This window comes from Paenibacillus sp. Marseille-Q9583, from assembly GCF_976954365.1.
On record NZ_CDRJTB010000029.1, the window covers coordinates 39,350 to 56,747 of the forward strand.

Below are 17,398 nucleotides of genomic sequence, written 5' to 3' on the forward strand. Positions count from 1 at the left end.
TATGCTAACAAAACTTTTAGGAGGGAAACGATGAGCTGGTTGGGCGATTGGCTACGAGAGATCATACTTGTCGTGCTGCTAGCATCATTCGTTGAATTACTGCTCCCAAGTAAATCCATGGAGCGATATGCAAGGCTGGTGCTGAGCCTCCTGATCTTACTTACCATGCTGAGCCCGATCGTTTCTCTCCTTAAAGGTGACGCAATAGCCGAGCTGAGTATAGCCATGGGGCGTCAGGAGAAAGAGGGAGGCTTATTCACAGGAGGGGGAAGTGGAGATCCTTCCTTGGAAAAGATTCTGGCAGATGGTCAAAAGCTTGCACAAGGGCGACAGGATCAAAGTCTAAAGCTGGCCGCAGAAGAGGTTGCTGAGCAAATGAGGGAGCAGATCATCAGCGAGACCGGCAAACGCGGGGTTAATGTCACTGTAACGCTCGGCATGGGGAAATCCGGCGGCTCCGGTAATGAAGACATTCCTGTCATCTCTGCAGTGAAGGTTTCAATGTCCCAAGCAACAGCTAATTCCATAGGGGCTTCCGGTAAATCCAGCGCAGCCGCTGCTCCGCCGATTGCAATCGCTCCTGTAGAGCCTGTAGAAGTAAAGATCGGTACGAATCCAGAGAATGGATCAGCTTCTGCAGATGAGCCCAAAGCAGTGAACGGAAATGTAACAGAAAATAACACGCCTTCAAGTGAAACGGAATCCATCGTAAAGCTGTTGGAACAAAAATGGGATTTGGATCCCAAAGTAATCCAAGTAGATGGCGGCGTTGTGAATAACGTCAAGTTATGAGTCTGTAGCTTCTAAACTATCAATGTTAGGAGGGATAGGAGTGGGCAATTGGCTGAAAAAGCTGGAGCAATGGGCTGGGGGTGGGGCTGGCAGTCCGAAGAGAAGTCATACTTTTCGCTGGCTAATCATTCTGGGTCTGCTGGGCGCAGCGATTATGCTGTTTAATTCCTTCGTCAATGTAAAGAAGATTGATAACGAGAATACGGGGCGTGAGCCACCGCTGAATCAGTCCTCCCAAACGGCGCTGGTGCAGAGTGATCCTGGAGCGACTAACTCGTTCGAGAGTATTGAACAGACACTGGAGAACCGGACAAAGGAGATTTTGGAAAAAATCGTTGGTGTCGGTACCGTTGATATCATGGTCACTGTGGAATCCACGGAAGAAATTGTCGTGGTGCGAAATATGAACGACTCCCAGCAGCTTAGTGAGGAGACGGATGCCAGTGGTGGAAAACGTCACACGACACAATATACGAGGGATGGCGAAATCGTAACCTACTCGCAATCGGGTGATGAGACACCTATTGTGACGAAGCGGATTAAGCCTCAGGTACGCGGCGTACTGGTAGTTGCCAAAGGTGCAGAGAACAAAGTCGTTCGTGGACTTATCGAGCAGGCTATCGAAAAAGGCTTGAATGTCCCAATCCAGCGCATTTCAGTAGTACCACGCAAACAAGAGTAGCAGGAGAAAGTCAAGAAGTGAGTGCTTCCGAGGTAGCCACTAGATTAAATTTTAGGAGGAATAAAGAATGAATGGCAAAAGACAAACAATATGGTTGGTTTCTATGCTCAGTTTGATGGTTGTACTCTCGGCATACTATTTATTTACTGAAGATTCAGGTGCATCGGTTCCAAAAGACACAGCAGGAACTATGCAGGTAGACTCCTTGAAAAAAGATACAGCAAACGCAGCATTACCAACGGTTGGCGACAAAGGTATCGTTGTGAACGAAGTGGTCAATCAAGGAGATGTTGTTGCTGATGGAGGTGTTGTAGATAACGCTAGCGGCACTACAGCCACTGACGATAGTGCAGCCACTGCAACTACTGATGACAGTGCAACTACAGCGGTTAAGGATGATAGCAGTAAAGCTGTAGCAGACAGCGGTAACTCTGAGAAAGCTTCGACGGACACTGCTGCAAAAGACTCCAGTAAAACTTCTGACAAAGCAACTAAGGACACAGCAGCTAAGGACACAGTAACTAAGGATACGGCAGCTAAGGATACAGCGGCTACTACAACATCCAAAACCCCTGCTAAGAATGATAAAGAAATCCTGGATGAAGTAGCTTCACAAAGTGTATCGGCGAGCAGCATGTTCACTAACTATCTGTATGAACGTGAACAAAAGAATCTAAAGAGCCAACAAGACTTACTCGCTTTGATTAACGATATGGAGAAGACGCCTGCTGATAACGCAGTTGCTCAAGAACAGCTCCTTAACCTTGAAGAAAAAGAATCTAAAATTACGGGCATCGAAGAACAGCTTCAACAAAAATATGGGGAAGCTATCGTGAAGGAAGAAGCTGGGGACAGCTATAAAGTAGTTGTACTGAGTGACAAGCTGGATGTAAAACAAGCGGTTAGCATCGTTGATCTCGTAATGAAGGAACTGAGTGTGTCTCAGGATAAAGTTAGTGTTCAATACGTTTCCGAGAAATAATAAGACGTGAAATTATAGGGAAAATGACGAAAGAGCTCGGGTTCTCCCGGGCTCTTTCCATTTCTAGCGTTTATGATATAATACATAAAGTTATCTTGTCCGCTTAAGAAGTGGCTTCGAGAGAAAGCTGAAGGAGTGAACTAATGTATGTTCAAGTTGAGCGAAATTAAGGAATTAATTAAATTGCTGGACCAGACCTCCTCTGTACATGAGTTGGAGATCGAAAGCGAAGGAATGAAGCTTGCAATTCGCAAACCGGATCGCCCTGAAGCTGATGGAACAGCAGTACAGGCGACTCCTTATAATGCCTATCCCTTTACGCCTGCCCCGCAGCCGCAGAGCGTGCAGCAAGTGTCCTATCCAGTAATCAGTGAGGTTCCTCCAGCGCAGCAGCCACAAGCCGTCGCAGAAGGCAAACTACATAAAATTGTATCTCCAATGGTGGGAACATTTTATAGTGCCGCTTCTCCGGAAATGCCATCGTTTGTTAATGTTGGAGACCGTGTTGGTGAGAAAACAACGGTATGCATTATCGAAGCGATGAAGCTGATGAATGAACTGGAAGCGGAGATTAAAGGTGAAATCGTGTCCGTACTGGCCGAGAATGGTCAGCTTGTAGAATACGGTCAACCACTATTCTTGGTTAAACCGGAATAAATACCGCAGATTACTTATGGAGCGGAAGCTTCGCAAAACTTTGGGAGGAAACGCATGAACATTCAAAAAGTGTTGATTGCCAACCGCGGCGAAATCGCGGTCCGCATTATTAGGGCCTGCCGAGAACTGGGCATTTCCACCGTCGCGGTCTATTCGGAACCCGACCGGGATTCACTGCATGTCCGGTTGGCTGATGAAGCTTACTGCATCGGTCCGATGCCGTCCAAGGACAGCTATCTGAACTTTACAAATATTATGAGTGTAGCCACCTTAACAGAATGTGATGCCATCCATCCTGGTTATGGATTTTTAGCTGAGAATGCAGATTTTGCAGAGATTTGTGAATCTTGCAATATTATCTTCATTGGGCCATCTCCAGATGCAATCAACCGTATGGGTGATAAAGCTGTGGCGAAGGAAACCATGAAGCTGGCTGGAGTTCCGATCATCCCGGGCTCAGATGGCCTGGTAGGTGATGTTGAGGAAGCCGTCATGTTGGGTCGTGATATCGGATACCCGATTATCATTAAGGCTACCGCAGGTGGCGGGGGTAAGGGCATTCGGATTGCTGAGGACGAGGAATCATTGGTGAAGCAGATTACTGCTGCACAACAGGAAGCGCAGAAGGCGTTCGGCAACGCTGGTGTATATTTGGAAAAGTACCTTACAGGTATGAAGCACGTAGAAATTCAAATTATTGCAGATAAGCATGGTAATGTAGTGCATTTAGGTGAACGTGACTGTTCCGTACAGCGTCGTCGCCAAAAGCTGATTGAAGAGGCACCTTGTTCTGTACTTACACCGGATATCCGTGAAGCGATGGGGAATGCAGCAGTTCGTGCAGCACTCGCTGTGAATTATTCGGGAGCGGGAACGCTTGAATTCTTGCTTGGACCGGATGGACAATTCTACTTCATGGAGATGAATACTCGTATTCAGGTAGAGCATCCGGTAACGGAAATGGTTACGGGTGTGGATTTGATCAAGGAAATGATTTCGGTTGCAGAAGGAAATCCTTTGTCATTTACACAGGAAGATATCGTGATTAATGGCTGGTCGATTGAATGCCGTATCAATGCGGAAGATCCAGAACGTAATTTTATGCCTTCACCAGGTAAAATCGGCTTTTATTTGCCGCCTGGAGGTCTTGGTGTTCGTGTAGACAGCGCGGCGTACCCTGGTTATACGATTTCTCCTTTCTATGATTCTATGATTGCAAAGCTGATTGTATGGGCACCCACACGTCAGGAAGCGATTGCAAAGATGAAGCGCGCCTTGGCTGAATTTGCCGTGGAGGGAATCCATACAACGATCCCTTTCCATCAGAAACTGTTGGAGCATCCTGTATTTCTGGATGGTAATTTTGACATCAAGTTTCTGGAAGAGTATGAAATTTAGGACGACTTCGCTTTGTTTGTCATAAAGTTCGTCAAATGATATAGTATGTTTAATAAGAGACGTGCTTTACGCTTGAATTTATGAGAATCTTTGTTGAAAGGTGTGAAGTCTAAAATGAGTACATTGCCGACAGAATACGAACGGACAGAAATCGGTGAGATCCAGATTGCTCCTGAAGTGATCGAGGTGATCGCAGGTTTAGCGACCGTTGAGGTTAAAGGTGTAGCTGGCATGAGCGGTGGTTTCGCCGGTGGTATTGTTGAGCTTCTCGGACGTAAGAACTTGTCTAAAGGAGTTAAAGTAGAGGTTGGACAACGCGAAGCTGCAGTGGATGTTTCTGTAATCATTGAATATGGTAACCGTCTTCCTGAAGTGGCTGCTGAAATTCAGCGTAATGTTAAGCGTTCCATCGAGACTATGACTGGTCTGACTGTTGTGGAAGTGAATGTGCATATTCATGATGTGCAATTCAAGAACAACAACACTGTAGACAAGAACGAGGAAGCTGAAACGGTTCTTCGCGTGAAATAACAGTCGTCGTTCTTCCATAAACCCCCGACAGTAAAGTCGAGGGTTTACTCTAATTTAAGGAGGTTATGAGACTCGTGGCAAAAATTTTGGACAGACTTTTGCTGTTTGTCTACAGCTTAAGTATCGGAATATTATCTGTTATTGCCATCCTCCTCTTGAGCGGTGCTATTCCTAAAACTTTGGAGATTGAGAATGGACCAGCAGCTTATATTACTGCAATTGTAGTAGCAGTTGTCTTGTTCCTTCTGAGCATCCGATTTTTCTACATCTCTTTGCGTCGTGATCGCGCTTCTTTACCTTCTGTTGATCAGCGTACAGAGTATGGGGATATCCAGATTTCAGTGGAGACCATTGAGAATCTGAGTCTGAAGGCTGCCGGTAAAGTGAAGGGAATCAGAGATCTCAAATCGCGTATTCGCGTTTCTCAGGCGGGCCTTGAAATTACAATTCGCGCAGTAGTGGATGGTGAACATTCATTGCCGCTGCTAACCACAGAAGTGCAACGTCAGGTGCATGATTTTGTGCAGGAGACAACCGGTATTCCGGTTGCGGATGTGTCTGTATATATTGCTAACCTCACGCAGTCTCCAAGCTTCAAAAGTCGAGTGGAATAGAGGTGAATTTCCCTTATGTCTTGGAAAGAAGTATGGGAAAGTCACGGGGGTAGAATCGCCGGAGTGACTTTCGGCATTGGTCTAGGTTTGATATATTTAATTTGCGGTTTTTGGGATATGTTGTTCTTTGCACTGGTAGTGTTCATCGGATATACGTTCGGCAAAAGAAAGGATAACGCAGAGGCTCCCCTGTTTCAGTGGCAGGAGCTGATTACGCGTCTATCCGGACGCTGGCGTCCCTTCAAGTGAACCGCGATAGTCTTTTTCCCGGAGCAGGAAGCCGTAAGTTTGTGTTGTCCAATGCCCCTGGAAGAAAGACTTTGCGGTTTTTTTAATTGTGAAAGATATCTTTAACGGACATCGGACAATAATCCTCTAAGGATGAGGGATAGAATTCGAAGGATTTGGGCTTAAAATAATTATAGGCGATGTGATTAAAGTCTGAATTATTATCACACTTGAGGTGTGAAGTTATATTTATGGTTGCTGGACGTTATAGAAGTTCGAGTAAAGATGTTAATGCGATATAAGATTTTAGGAGGAACACATGAAAAGACGTATAGCGAGAGAGATTATTGTCCAAAGCCTGTATCAGATGGAAATGAACGATGTAGAGAGCGCGGAAGCTGTGGAAATGCTGCTGGAGGAAGCTTCAGAGGAGAATGAAACCGAGCGTGTAATTACGGACGAAATTCAGCTTAAGCACTATGTGGTGGAGCATGTAAACGGTGTGTGGGAGCACAAGGTTGCAATTGACGATATGCTTGAGCATTACTTGAAAGGCTGGCAAATGAGCCGTCTGTCACGTGTGGATCGTCAAATTCTACGTCTTGCGGCGTATGAAATGGTGTTCGCGAGTGATGTTCCGGCTAAGGTTGCTGTGAATGAGGCTATAGATTTGGCCAAGCATTTTGGAACGGATGATTCCGGTAAGTTTGTAAACGGTGTGCTTGGTAAGATGATCCAGGAGATAGATACAATTAAAGCTGACCATTCTTAATTTTTAAAAATATAAGCAAGTATAAGTTATTCACCTATTCTTTATGTTTTATATTTCTCGCATAAACGCTTACCGTCCTCGTAAGGACGCCGAAGGCGTTTATGCTTGTACAATAGTAAAGTATATAAAAGGGGAGAGACTATCATGACAGCAGCAATCATCAGTGGTAAACAAGTATCTGAGGAAATTCGTATTGGTATTGCCCAGGAGGTTGCTGAACTGGCGAAACGTGGCGTGAAGCCCGGTCTGGCAGTAATTCTAGTAGGTGAAGATCCAGGATCACAAGTTTATGTTCGCAACAAGGAAAAATCTTGTATCAGCCTTGGTTTCCATTCGGAAGTGCATAAACTGGATGAGTCTACTACTCAAGAAGAATTGCTGGCTCTCGTAGCGCAGCTTAATGGTCGCGATGATATTGATGGGATTCTAGTTCAACTTCCATTGCCTAAGCATATTGAGGAAAAAGCTGTTATTGATGCGATCTCCGTGGAGAAAGACGTTGACGGCTTCCACCCTGTAAATGTAGGTAACCTAGTGATTGGTGCTGACAGTCTGCTTCCTTGTACACCTGCAGGTGTAATTGAACTAATCAAACGTACAGGAACAGGAATGGCTGGTAAACATGCTGTGGTCATTGGCCGCAGTAATATTGTAGGTAAGCCAGTGTCTTTGTTATTGCAACGTGAGAATGCTACTGTGACGATGTGCCATTCCCGTACAACTAATATGCAAGAAATTAGCCGTCAAGCAGATATTCTAGTTGTTGCGATCGGACGCGCGAATTTCATTGACGCTTCGTACGTGAAACCGGGTGCTGTTGTCATTGATGTGGGTATGAACCGTTTGGATAACGGTAAGCTTGCGGGTGACGTTGATTATGATAGTGCAAAAGAAGTTGCCGGATACATCACACCTGTTCCGGGTGGGGTTGGACCGATGACGATTACAATGCTGATGAGCAACACGCTGATTGCGGCTAAACGCCGTCACGGCTTGGAATAGGGGTAGGAATTCATGGCGGCAGAGCGGCAGGTCTATTCGATAAAAGAACTCAACCGTTACATCCGCATGAAGCTAGACTCGGATAATTTACTTTCGGATGTATGGATTCGCGGAGAGATTTCCAACTTTACGCATCATGGTAGCGGTCATATGTATTTCACGCTAAAGGATGAGAGCAGTCGGATCAAGGCGATTATGTTTGCTTCTCATAACCAGCGCCTACCCTTTATTCCGAAGGAAGGTGCTCGGGTAATTGCTAGAGGTAATGTGACCGTATATGAACGGGACGGGCAGTACCAGTTCTATGCCACACATATGCAGCCAGATGGAATTGGTAGTCTATATTTAGCCTATGAGCAGCTGAAGAGTAAGCTTGAGCAAGAGGGGCTGTTTGCAGAAGTGCGTAAACGCCCTTTGCCTCGCTTTCCAAAGTGCATTGGCGTCATTACTTCGCCAACGGGGGCAGCTGTGCGGGATATCGTGATTACACTCCAACGGCGGTTTCCGCAGGTGGCTATTGTAATCTATCCCGTACTGGTGCAAGGCAAAGGCGCCGCGCCATCGATCGTAAAGGCGATTGGAGCGCTGAACCGCATGGGTGAGGCCGACGTGCTTATCGTCGGCCGCGGCGGCGGTTCGCTCGAGGAGCTATGGGCGTTTAATGAGGAGGAAGTCGCGCGAGCGATATCGGCATCGAGGATTCCGGTCATCTCGGCCGTTGGCCACGAGACCGATTTCACGATTGCCGATTTCGCCGCCGACCTCCGCGCGGCTACGCCCACAGCGGCCGCGGAGCTGGCCGTGCCGCACGCCGGCGAGCTAGCTGCGCAGCTTCGCCAGCAACAGCAGCGGCTGCGCCAAGCGCTGCAAAGACGCGCCCAGCGCGGACGCGAGCGTCACGCGGGGCTGGAACGCTCGCTGGCGCTGGCAGGCCCGCGCCGCTCGCTGATGCAGCACACGCAGCGGCTGGATCAGCTGCGTGAGCGGCTCCAGCGCTCAGCGGATGCACGGCTCAGCCGTTCCCGCGAGCGCACAGCTGTGCTGCATCATAGTCTGCAGCGGTTCCATCCGCACGGCAGTGTTGCCGCTGCGCGTCAGCGCACCGAAAGCATACGCCGTGAGCTGATGGGTGCTATGCAGGCCCGCCTGCAGGAGAAGCGAGCTCGCTATGTAGCGGAGATTCGTCATCTGGATGCACTGAGCCCTCTTAAAGTTATGTCGAGAGGCTACAGCTTAGTCTATGACGAAGCAGAAGAACATTTAATCAAATCGCTGACCGAAGTACAGCTTGGCGATCTTGTAGTGATAAAGATGAATGACGGACAGCTGAACTGCCAGGTATGGGGAATGAAGGAGGATGGCAAAGACGATGACGAAGGAAGCGGAACTTGATTTTGAAGGCGCCATGGACCGGCTGGAGGAAATCGTACGTGAGCTTGAACACGGCGACGTTCCCCTGGAGAAGGCCATCGATTTATTTCAGCAAGGTATGAAGTTATCTCAGCTTTGCGGCAGCAAGCTTGAGCAAGTAGAGCGTAAGATCGAAATGATTACCCTAGAGGACGGAGAACTGCGTAAAAAGCCGTTTGGTGCACGTCTGGAAGGGGACGCCGATGACTCGCTTTGAGCATGAGCTTGAGAGAAACTCTGAAGGAGAAACACTGCGTCAGCCGCTGGAGGATTACATCAAGTCCTTAGGCGATCTAGTCTCACATGAACTAGAGGTTATTCTCCCCACGCAATGGATGGTTCCAGAGAATTTGCAGCAAGCCATGAAGTATTCACTTATGGCTGGGGGCAAACGCCTCCGGCCACTGCTGGTGATTATCGCATGTGAAGCACTGGGAGGAAGTCGAGAGGCTGCCCTGCCTGTCGCTGCTGCTATAGAGATGGTACATACCTACTCGTTAATTCATGATGATTTGCCTGCCATGGATAATGATGATTATCGGCGCGGGAAGCTGACGAATCATAAAGTCTTTGGGGAAGCGACCGCTATTCTTGCTGGTGATGCCCTTCTGACCCATGCTTTCTACAGTGTGGTACAAGCCTCGCGTAAATTTGGCATCCCTGCGGAGAGTGTACTATCCATCGTGGAGGATTTGGCGGAAATGGCAGGTCCCCGTGGTATGGTTGGCGGTCAGATTGCAGATATGGAAGGCGAGCAGGGTTTAACCGATCTTGCCCAGCTAAAGTACATTCATCTGCATAAGACAGGAGATTTGATTATCTTTTCGCTACTAGCTGGCGGTCGTATTGCAGGTGCTAACGAGCAGCAGCTTGAGGCTTTGCATAAATTTGGAACAGCCATTGGACTCGCTTTTCAAATCCAGGATGACATTCTAGATTTGGTTGGAGACGAAGGTAAACTTGGCAAAAAAACAGGCAGTGATGTTAAGCAGCAAAAAGTAACCTATCCTTATTTTATTGGCCTTGAAGCATCGCGAGAAGAAGTGAAGCAGCTTACAGAAACAGCCCGTAATGCTGTTCTGAACGGTGGCTTTCATGACAGCCAGCGCCTGCTGGAAATCGCAGATTACTTAATGGCACGTGATCACTAATTATGAACTTTCGAAACGGCTGTATTAGGGCAGGCGTTTCGTTTGTGTTATAATGGGTTTTATATAATTTACAACATCTAGGAAAGCGGGGAACTATACGTGCTGCTTCCACAAATAAATGATCCTGAGCAACTAAAATCATTGTCAGTCGATGAATTAACTACCCTAGCGGAGGAAATTCGTCGATTTCTGATTGAGAAGCTTACAGCAACTGGGGGGCACCTCGGATCCAATCTAGGAGTCGTAGAGCTCACTTTGGCTTTGCATTATTGTTATAACAGCCCTCGTGACAAAATGATTTACGACGTTGGGCACCAGGCTTATGTCCACAAGATACTGACCGGTCGTCAAGACCGCTTCGATACCCTGCGTAAACATCAGGGCTTGTGCGGCTTCGTTAAGCGCTCCGAAAGCGAGCATGATGTGTGGGAAGCTGGACATAGCAGTACCTCATTATCGGCAGCAATGGGGATGGCGATGGCTCGCGATCTCAAGGGTGAAGACAATAAGGTTATTGCCGTGATTGGTGACGGTGCGCTTACTGGTGGAATGGCGTTTGAAGCACTTAATCATATTGGCCATGAGAAGCGTAAGCTGATGGTTATTTTGAACGATAATGAAATGTCAATTGCTCCTAATGTAGGGGCGATGCACAATTATCTAAGCAAAATACGTTCAGATCGCCACTATTTGCGTGCCAAAGACGAGGTTGAAGGGCTGCTTAAGAAGATTCCGGCCATCGGAGGACGATTAGCGAAGACTGCTGAACAGTTAAAAAATAGTCTCAAATATATGATGGTACCTGGAGTATTGTTTGAAGAGCTCGGCTTTACGTATCTCGGTCCGGTAGATGGACATGATCTGGAGAAGATGATTGATACCTTCCACCAAGCAGATAACGTGGCTGGACCTGTGTTGGTACATGTACTAACAACTAAAGGTAAGGGCTACAAACCGGCTGAGACCGATTTCTATAAATCACATGCCATTTCACCATACAAAATTGAGTCGGGTCAGGCGCTTAAAGCTGTGGGACCTCCAATGTACACGGAAGTATTTGGCGAGACGCTGATCGAACTGGGTCGGGAAGATTCCCGTCTGATTGCTGTTACACCTGCGATGCCAGGAGGCTCGGGTTTATTTCCTTTTGCTAAGGAATTTCCCGATCGTATGATTGATGTCGGGATTGCTGAGCAACATGCGGCTACGCTTTGTGCAGCTTTGGCTATGGAAGGGATGAAGCCGGTATATGCGGTGTATTCTACCTTCATGCAGCGTGCCTATGATCAGATCGTCCATGATATTTGCCGACATAACGCAAATGTTATGTTCGCTATTGATCGCGCGGGGTTTGTAGGTGCGGATGGTGAGACTCATCAGGGTGTGTACGATGTTGCTTTTATGCGCCATATTCCGAATATGGTGATGATGATGCCAAAAGACGAAAATGAGCTGCGTCATATGATGAAGACGGCGCTTGAATATAATGACGGTCCGATTGCTTATCGCTATCCGCGTATTAACGGTACAGGTGTAGCAATGGATCCTGAACTGCGTACTATTCCAATCGGATCATGGGAACGACTGCGTACAGGCGAAGGTTATGCTGTTGTAGCCTGCGGACCTATGGTTCAAGTGGCTGAAGAAGCCGCAGATTTACTGAAGAGGGAAGGGATTCAGGTAGGCGTCGTAAATGCGCGGTTCCTGAAGCCACTCGACAACTCCATGCTGCTTGATTTGGCCCACGCTGGAACCAACATGGTTGTTATTGAAGAGGCTTGCCAAGCGGGAAGTCTCGGCAGCTCGGTATTAGAATTCTACGCAGAGAATGAAATTTATGACGCTCGTGTACATCTGATGGGTGTACCTGACATCTTTGTGGAGCACGGCTCTATTAAAGAACAGCGCCAGGAAACAGGTCTTACTGTAGAAGCGCTATGTGCACGTATCAAGTCCATGATGGCTTTGAGTGCTTATAACTACAAAACAACTTCGTCTTCCTAAATGGAAGCCGGGAAATTAGCAACCCTTTGAACGATCGGGAGATGACCATGGAACACCGTAAAGAACGGATAGATGTATTACTTGTTGAGCAAGGTTTTTATGAAAGCCGTGAGAAGGCTAAAGCAGCCATTATGGCAGGACTGGTGCTCGCGGATGAAGAACGCATTGAAAAGGCTGGTATGAAGGTGTCGCGGGAGGCTACCCTTAAGGTTAAAGGCTCTGTGCATCCATTTGTCAGTCGTGGGGGCCTAAAGCTGGAGAAGGCTCTACGCCAATTTAATATTGATCTTACGGGACGGACCATGCTGGACATCGGTGCTTCTACTGGAGGCTTTACGGATTGTGCACTTCAGAATGGAGTAAGCCATGTGTACGCGATTGATGTTGGCTATAATCAGCTGGATTGGTCGCTGCGTAATGATGAACGCGTTAGTGTGATGGAACGAACGAATTTCCGATATATGACGCCTCCAGATTTGGTGGGTCCGATTCCAGATTTTGCGAGTATTGATGTTTCATTTATCTCCTTAAAAATAATTCTTCCACCGCTCAAAGCTTTGCTTAAGCGCCCGGCGGATATTGCTGCTCTGATCAAGCCACAGTTTGAGGCAGGACGGGAGAAGGTTGGTAAATCAGGTGTAATTCGTGATTCTGCTGTTCATAAAGAGGTATTAATTAATGTACTGACCATGGCGGCAGAGCTAGGTTACCAGCTGCAGGGATTAACTTTTTCACCGATTACAGGCGGGGAAGGCAATATTGAGTTTCTTGCTCACTGGAGACTAACACCTGAATTGGCGGAAGCTGAAGAAGGTATATTACAGCCTTCAGATGCTGTATCATCAGTCATTCCAGTGGAGGATTTCCCATCCCTAGCGGATGATTTGATTAAGCAGGCTGCGGGTACTTTTAATGTAAATTCGACTCATGGAAACTCATCGCGCCGGTGAGTTTCTTTTTCCATATGGGAAATAATAATTATTCGGAAAGCTTCTAAAAAGACAGCTTAGAAGAAGGAATTGGCATGGCTTCACGCGAATAAATCACCGAGGTGATTGATAGTGGCGGGTAGCTCTGACAAGGTCGTTATGGCGTTTATTGGAGTAGCATTATCGATTTTTATAATATATCGGATATATATATGGCTGCAAAGTTCTCCACGCTCTTTCATGAAGGATCAGATCCCGTTAAATAAAGTGATTATTCCTCACCCGTCTATAGACATACTAGAGGATGAAGGGTACGAGGTCGTTGGAGGGAAGCTCAAAATCCCGTTGTCCTTCAACGTAAACGGGGCGCAGATGTATAGCCGGTTATTTATAGATTATGTAGCGACTAAAGAGGAAGGATCAATATATTTGGTTATCCTTTCTAGACCACGCAAACCTTTGGATTTCACAGGCAGTGGCTTACGAGATACCTTGCTTCCGTACTTGCTGATTTATCCGGAATGTAGCGGAGTTTTGTATGTTAATACTGCAGCGGGATCTATTCAAGTGATTAAGCTTGGCAGAGATGACGGAGAATCAAACTGAGTCCATATTTTACTAGGTGTATGCTTCCGAGGTAGTTTTGCCGAAGCAATTCGGGGAGCATCGCTTACAAAACTAAGTCCATGCTTCCGATGTAGTTTTGTCGCTGCTAATCTGGAAGTGTCGCTTACAAAACTTTTAGGAGGCAACAATGAAGGGTCAACGACATATTAAGATACGTGAGATTATTACGCAAAAGGATATTGAGACACAGGACGAGCTGGTAGAAGCCTTGCGTGAATCTGGTTTTCAGGTTACTCAAGCTACAGTATCCCGAGACATTAAAGAGCTATTGCTCATCAAGGTTCCTATGGATGATGGAAGATACAAATATTCGCTTCCAACTGACCAACGGTACAATCCAATACAGAAGCTGAAGCGCGTTTTGGTGGATAATTTTGTGCAGATCGATTCATCGGCTAATCTTGTGGTGATGAAATGCTTACCAGGGACGGCTAACTCAGTCGCTGCTTTGATTGATAATATTGACTGGCCACAAATTATGGGGACCATCTCTGGTGATGATACCATTCTTATTATTTGCCGCCAGCCTGAGGACAGTAAGACCGTAATTTCACAAATCATGGGTTACATTTCTTAAATATAAGAAAGTATTAATTTCATTCTATCAAATTCTTATCATCTTCTCGGAGGTGCTCTATTAGTGTTAGAAACCTTGTCTATCCGCAATCTAGCCGTCGTTGAGGCGGTAGATGTGCATTTTTATCCTGGCTTCCATGTGCTCACAGGGGAGACTGGGGCAGGAAAATCCATTATTATTGATGCGCTTGGACTGATTGCCGGAGGGCGCGGCTCCGCGGATTCTATTCGTTACGGTTGTGAAAAAGCAGAGATGGAAGCGCTCTTCAGCCTCCCAAGCGGTCATCCCGTCTGGGATACTTTAGAGCGTCTTGGCATTGAGGCTCAGCGTGAGGAGCATCTTATAATACGCCGTGAACTCACCTCTCAGGGTAAAAGTACATCACGTGTAAACGGACAGATGGTCAATCTTACTATGCTACGTGAAATTGGCGAGCAGCTGGTTAATATTCATGGACAGCATGAACACCAAAACTTATTGAAGGCAGAACGACATTTGGGACTGTTAGATACATACGGAGAACCCATTATCGGGCCGCTAAAAGCGGTATATCAGGAAAAGTATTCAGCCTTTGCGAAAGTGGAGAAAGAGCTCCGAGAACTGCAGGAATCCAGCCAAAAGGCTTATCAAATGCTTGATTTGTACCGTTTTCAGTTAGAAGAAATTTCATCTGCAGCATTAAAACCGGGAGAAGATGAATTACTTGCCGAAGAACGGGTCAAACTATCCCACAGTGAGAAAATGATGGATTCCGTATCCGGTGCATATGAGCTTCTCTACGATAGACAAGGCTTAGAATCCATAGGTAATGTTATTTCCAGACTCGAGGATGCGGTTCGTTATGATGAAAAGGGTCTTAAATCCGTGCTTGAGCAGCTGCAATCTTCTTATTATCAACTAGAGGATGCTGCATTTCAGCTTCGTGATTACCGAGAAGAGATCGAATTCAATCCACAGCGACTCGAAGAAATCGAGAATCGTCTCGATTTAATTACCGGACTCCGCCGTAAATACGGAGATAGTGTAGAACAGATTCTGGCTTATTATGAACAAATCCATCGGGAAACCGATCTGCTTGAGAATAAAGATGAATATCTGGAGAAACTGACGACCAAACGCGATGCATTGCTGTCTGTATTGATGGAAGCAGCTACTGAATTAAGTGAAGCACGGAAGCTGTGTGCGTCTGATTTAGCCACGCAAGTGGAGAGTGAGCTTAAAGATCTTCAGATGGAAAGAACCTCACTACAGGTTAAATTAGACACGCTGGAGGACCCACGTGGAGTTGAATATAAGGGTCGGCGTATTCGTCTTACAAGACAAGGGATCGACAGTGCGGAATTTATGATTTCCCCTAACCCTGGCGAGCCGTTAAGACCTCTTGGCAAAATTGCCTCGGGTGGTGAGTTGTCGCGAATTATGTTGGCAATGAAGAGTATTTTTGCGCGTCATGATGCGATTCCAGTTCTGATTTTTGATGAGGTAGATACCGGTGTTAGTGGTCGGGCTGCTCAATCCATTGCAGATAAACTGTATAAGCTGTCCTCCACATGTCAGGTGTTCTCCATTACGCATTTACCGCAGGTGGCTTGTATGGCTGATCATCAGTACTTAATCCGCAAAAAGGTTGAGGACGGAAGAACCATGACGGAAGTGGAATCACTCTCGAATGATGGACGTGTAATGGAGCTGGCCCGAATGCTGGGTGGGGTGGAAATTACCGAAAAAACATTGCACCATTCGCAGGAAATGCTTAATTTGGCCGAGGCAAGTAAGGCTGCAACAAGCTAAGCGGAACAATGATTGACAGTAATAAAAGCCTGGGGGCAAGGTTATCTTATAGGTACGCAATTGGCGACCACCTTTTTCGTCAAGCGAAAGAAGCAAAAGGGAGCGTGACAGCCATTGAAGCCTAACCTCAGGAAGTTAATGCCAGGCCTTTTATTTGCCTTCTTTCTTAGTTTATCGGGCATAACGGGAACCCACCAAAGTTTTGCCGCACCACTGAACAGTGAACCTGCCAAGGTGACTGCGCATGGAATGAAACCGGAACTGAAGGTGATCCCGGGAGGTCAAACGATCGGAGTAAAGGTGAAGTCAGCAGGTGTTCTGGTTGTTGGACATCATCTGATTGAAGTATCCGAGAAATCCAAGCTTTCCCCAGGTGAGATCAGCGGTTTGGTGCCAGGTGATTTGATGATCTCCATTGATGGAGAGAAGTTGGACGAGTTATCTAAGGTGGCCAAGCTTGTGGATCGTGCTGGAAAAGCGAATAATTCTCTGACGATTGTCTTTAAACGCGCTGGGAAAGAGCATACAGCCAAGCTGAAACCCGCGTATGATATTAATGACAAAGTCTGGAGGTTAGGCCTGTACATTCGAGATTCTGCAGCGGGTGTCGGCACGTTAACTTTTTATGCCCCGAAACAGGGGGTTTATGGAGCTTTAGGACATGTGATTACGGACATGAATACAGGAACACCAATTGTTGTTGGCAGCGGTCATATTGTTCAGTCCAGTGTAACTTCGATTTCTAAAAGCCAGGATGGCGATCCGGGTGAGAAACGAGCCCATTTCTTAAAAGAAAGCCAAGTGCTTGGTAATGTGGAGAGTAACACAGATTTTGGCATCTTCGGTAAAATGAGTCGTAATCCCGAGCATAGTCTTTATAAAGAACCTATTCCTGTGGCAATGAGCAATCAAGTCAAGGAAGGTCCAGCTGAAATTCTTACCGTTGTAGATGGGCAGCAGGTAGAACGATTTAAGGTTGAGATCATTCATGTAGCACATCAGCAGACGCCGGCGACAAAGGGTATGGTCATTCGTATCACAGATCCGCGACTGATCGATAAGACAGGTGGTATCGTTCAAGGGATGAGCGGAAGTCCAATCGTTCAAAATGGACGGCTTATCGGTGCTGTAACTCATGTGTTTGTAAATGATCCTAAATCCGGCTACGGTTGCTTCATCGAATGGATGCTTAAGGATTCTGGTGTAACCCTACAGGAGAATAGGTATCCATTAAATCTTAAGGCGGTTTAG

Annotated in this window: 19 protein-coding genes; all 19 read left to right on the forward strand. The window is 46.7% G+C overall.

Translation table 11 applies throughout. The annotated features are described in order from the left end of the window. The first annotated feature begins 30 nt into the window (after window positions 1-30). The gene (gene spoIIIAF / locus ACWNM1_RS14970; RefSeq protein ID WP_449601545.1) at window positions 31-792 is read left to right on the forward strand and encodes a stage III sporulation protein AF; all 762 of its coding nucleotides are present in this window, start codon (window positions 31-33) and stop codon (window positions 790-792) included. Window positions 793-832: 40 nt separating this feature from the next. Then, window positions 833-1,474, forward strand: coding sequence for a stage III sporulation protein AG (spoIIIAG, locus tag ACWNM1_RS14975; RefSeq protein ID WP_042190462.1), 642 nt, complete (start codon window positions 833-835; stop codon window positions 1,472-1,474). A gap of 67 nt (window positions 1,475-1,541) precedes the next feature. After that, window positions 1,542-2,456, forward strand: a complete 915-nt coding sequence (locus ACWNM1_RS14980) for a SpoIIIAH-like family protein (RefSeq protein WP_449601546.1) — start codon at window positions 1,542-1,544, stop codon at window positions 2,454-2,456. 147 nt (window positions 2,457-2,603) lie between these two features. Beyond that, window positions 2,604-3,113 carry an acetyl-CoA carboxylase biotin carboxyl carrier protein gene (gene accB / locus ACWNM1_RS14985; RefSeq protein WP_042190457.1) on the forward strand — a complete coding sequence of 170 codons (510 nt, stop codon included), beginning with the start codon at window positions 2,604-2,606 and terminating at the stop codon, window positions 3,111-3,113. Between the two features lie 54 nt (window positions 3,114-3,167). Next, window positions 3,168-4,511, forward strand: a complete 1,344-nt coding sequence (gene accC / locus ACWNM1_RS14990) for an acetyl-CoA carboxylase biotin carboxylase subunit (protein WP_042190455.1) — start codon at window positions 3,168-3,170, stop codon at window positions 4,509-4,511. Between the two features lie 114 nt (window positions 4,512-4,625). After that, window positions 4,626-5,042 carry an Asp23/Gls24 family envelope stress response protein gene (locus ACWNM1_RS14995; RefSeq protein ID WP_042132343.1) on the forward strand — a complete coding sequence of 139 codons (417 nt, stop codon included), beginning with the start codon at window positions 4,626-4,628 and terminating at the stop codon, window positions 5,040-5,042. A gap of 74 nt (window positions 5,043-5,116) precedes the next feature. Continuing rightward, window positions 5,117-5,656 carry an alkaline shock response membrane anchor protein AmaP gene (gene amaP / locus ACWNM1_RS15000; RefSeq protein WP_042129814.1) on the forward strand — a complete coding sequence of 180 codons (540 nt, stop codon included), beginning with the start codon at window positions 5,117-5,119 and terminating at the stop codon, window positions 5,654-5,656. A 15-nt stretch (window positions 5,657-5,671) separates the two neighbouring features. Continuing rightward, the gene (locus ACWNM1_RS15005; protein ID WP_042190453.1) at window positions 5,672-5,905 is read left to right on the forward strand and encodes a DUF2273 domain-containing protein; all 234 of its coding nucleotides are present in this window, start codon (window positions 5,672-5,674) and stop codon (window positions 5,903-5,905) included. Window positions 5,906-6,203: 298 nt separating this feature from the next. Beyond that, window positions 6,204-6,656 (forward strand): transcription antitermination factor NusB, encoded by a 453-nt coding sequence (nusB, locus tag ACWNM1_RS15010; protein WP_449601548.1) that lies wholly within the window; start codon window positions 6,204-6,206, stop codon window positions 6,654-6,656. Window positions 6,657-6,800: 144 nt separating this feature from the next. Then, window positions 6,801-7,658 (forward strand): bifunctional methylenetetrahydrofolate dehydrogenase/methenyltetrahydrofolate cyclohydrolase FolD, encoded by an 858-nt coding sequence (gene folD / locus ACWNM1_RS15015; protein ID WP_449601549.1) that lies wholly within the window; start codon window positions 6,801-6,803, stop codon window positions 7,656-7,658. A gap of 12 nt (window positions 7,659-7,670) precedes the next feature. Further along, entirely contained in the window at window positions 7,671-9,050 is a 1,380-nt protein-coding gene (gene xseA, locus ACWNM1_RS15020; RefSeq protein WP_449601550.1) for an exodeoxyribonuclease VII large subunit, read from the forward strand. After that, window positions 9,028-9,285 (forward strand): exodeoxyribonuclease VII small subunit, encoded by a 258-nt coding sequence (gene xseB / locus ACWNM1_RS15025; RefSeq protein WP_042129807.1) that lies wholly within the window; start codon window positions 9,028-9,030, stop codon window positions 9,283-9,285. The genes xseA and xseB overlap by 23 nt, the downstream gene beginning before the upstream one ends. Then, window positions 9,272-10,219 (forward strand): polyprenyl synthetase family protein, encoded by a 948-nt coding sequence (locus ACWNM1_RS15030; RefSeq protein ID WP_234532351.1) that lies wholly within the window; start codon window positions 9,272-9,274, stop codon window positions 10,217-10,219. The genes xseB and ACWNM1_RS15030 overlap by 14 nt, the downstream gene beginning before the upstream one ends. A gap of 99 nt (window positions 10,220-10,318) precedes the next feature. After that, window positions 10,319-12,223: a 1-deoxy-D-xylulose-5-phosphate synthase gene (gene dxs, locus ACWNM1_RS15035; protein WP_234532350.1), complete on the forward strand. Its 1,905-nt coding sequence runs from the start codon at window positions 10,319-10,321 to the stop codon at window positions 12,221-12,223. Window positions 12,224-12,270: 47 nt separating this feature from the next. Continuing rightward, window positions 12,271-13,173: a TlyA family RNA methyltransferase gene (locus tag ACWNM1_RS15040; protein WP_449601551.1), complete on the forward strand. Its 903-nt coding sequence runs from the start codon at window positions 12,271-12,273 to the stop codon at window positions 13,171-13,173. A gap of 111 nt (window positions 13,174-13,284) precedes the next feature. Then, window positions 13,285-13,758 (forward strand): hypothetical protein, encoded by a 474-nt coding sequence (locus ACWNM1_RS15045; protein WP_449601552.1) that lies wholly within the window; start codon window positions 13,285-13,287, stop codon window positions 13,756-13,758. A gap of 148 nt (window positions 13,759-13,906) precedes the next feature. Further along, on the forward strand, window positions 13,907-14,356 hold the full coding sequence (gene ahrC / locus ACWNM1_RS15050) for a transcriptional regulator AhrC/ArgR (RefSeq protein ID WP_042190440.1): 450 nt from the start codon (window positions 13,907-13,909) through the stop codon (window positions 14,354-14,356). 63 nt (window positions 14,357-14,419) lie between these two features. Next, window positions 14,420-16,147 carry a DNA repair protein RecN gene (recN, locus tag ACWNM1_RS15055; RefSeq protein WP_449601553.1) on the forward strand — a complete coding sequence of 576 codons (1,728 nt, stop codon included), beginning with the start codon at window positions 14,420-14,422 and terminating at the stop codon, window positions 16,145-16,147. 138 nt (window positions 16,148-16,285) lie between these two features. Then, window positions 16,286-17,398 (forward strand): SpoIVB peptidase, encoded by a 1,113-nt coding sequence (gene spoIVB, locus ACWNM1_RS15060; RefSeq protein WP_449601560.1) that lies wholly within the window; start codon window positions 16,286-16,288, stop codon window positions 17,396-17,398.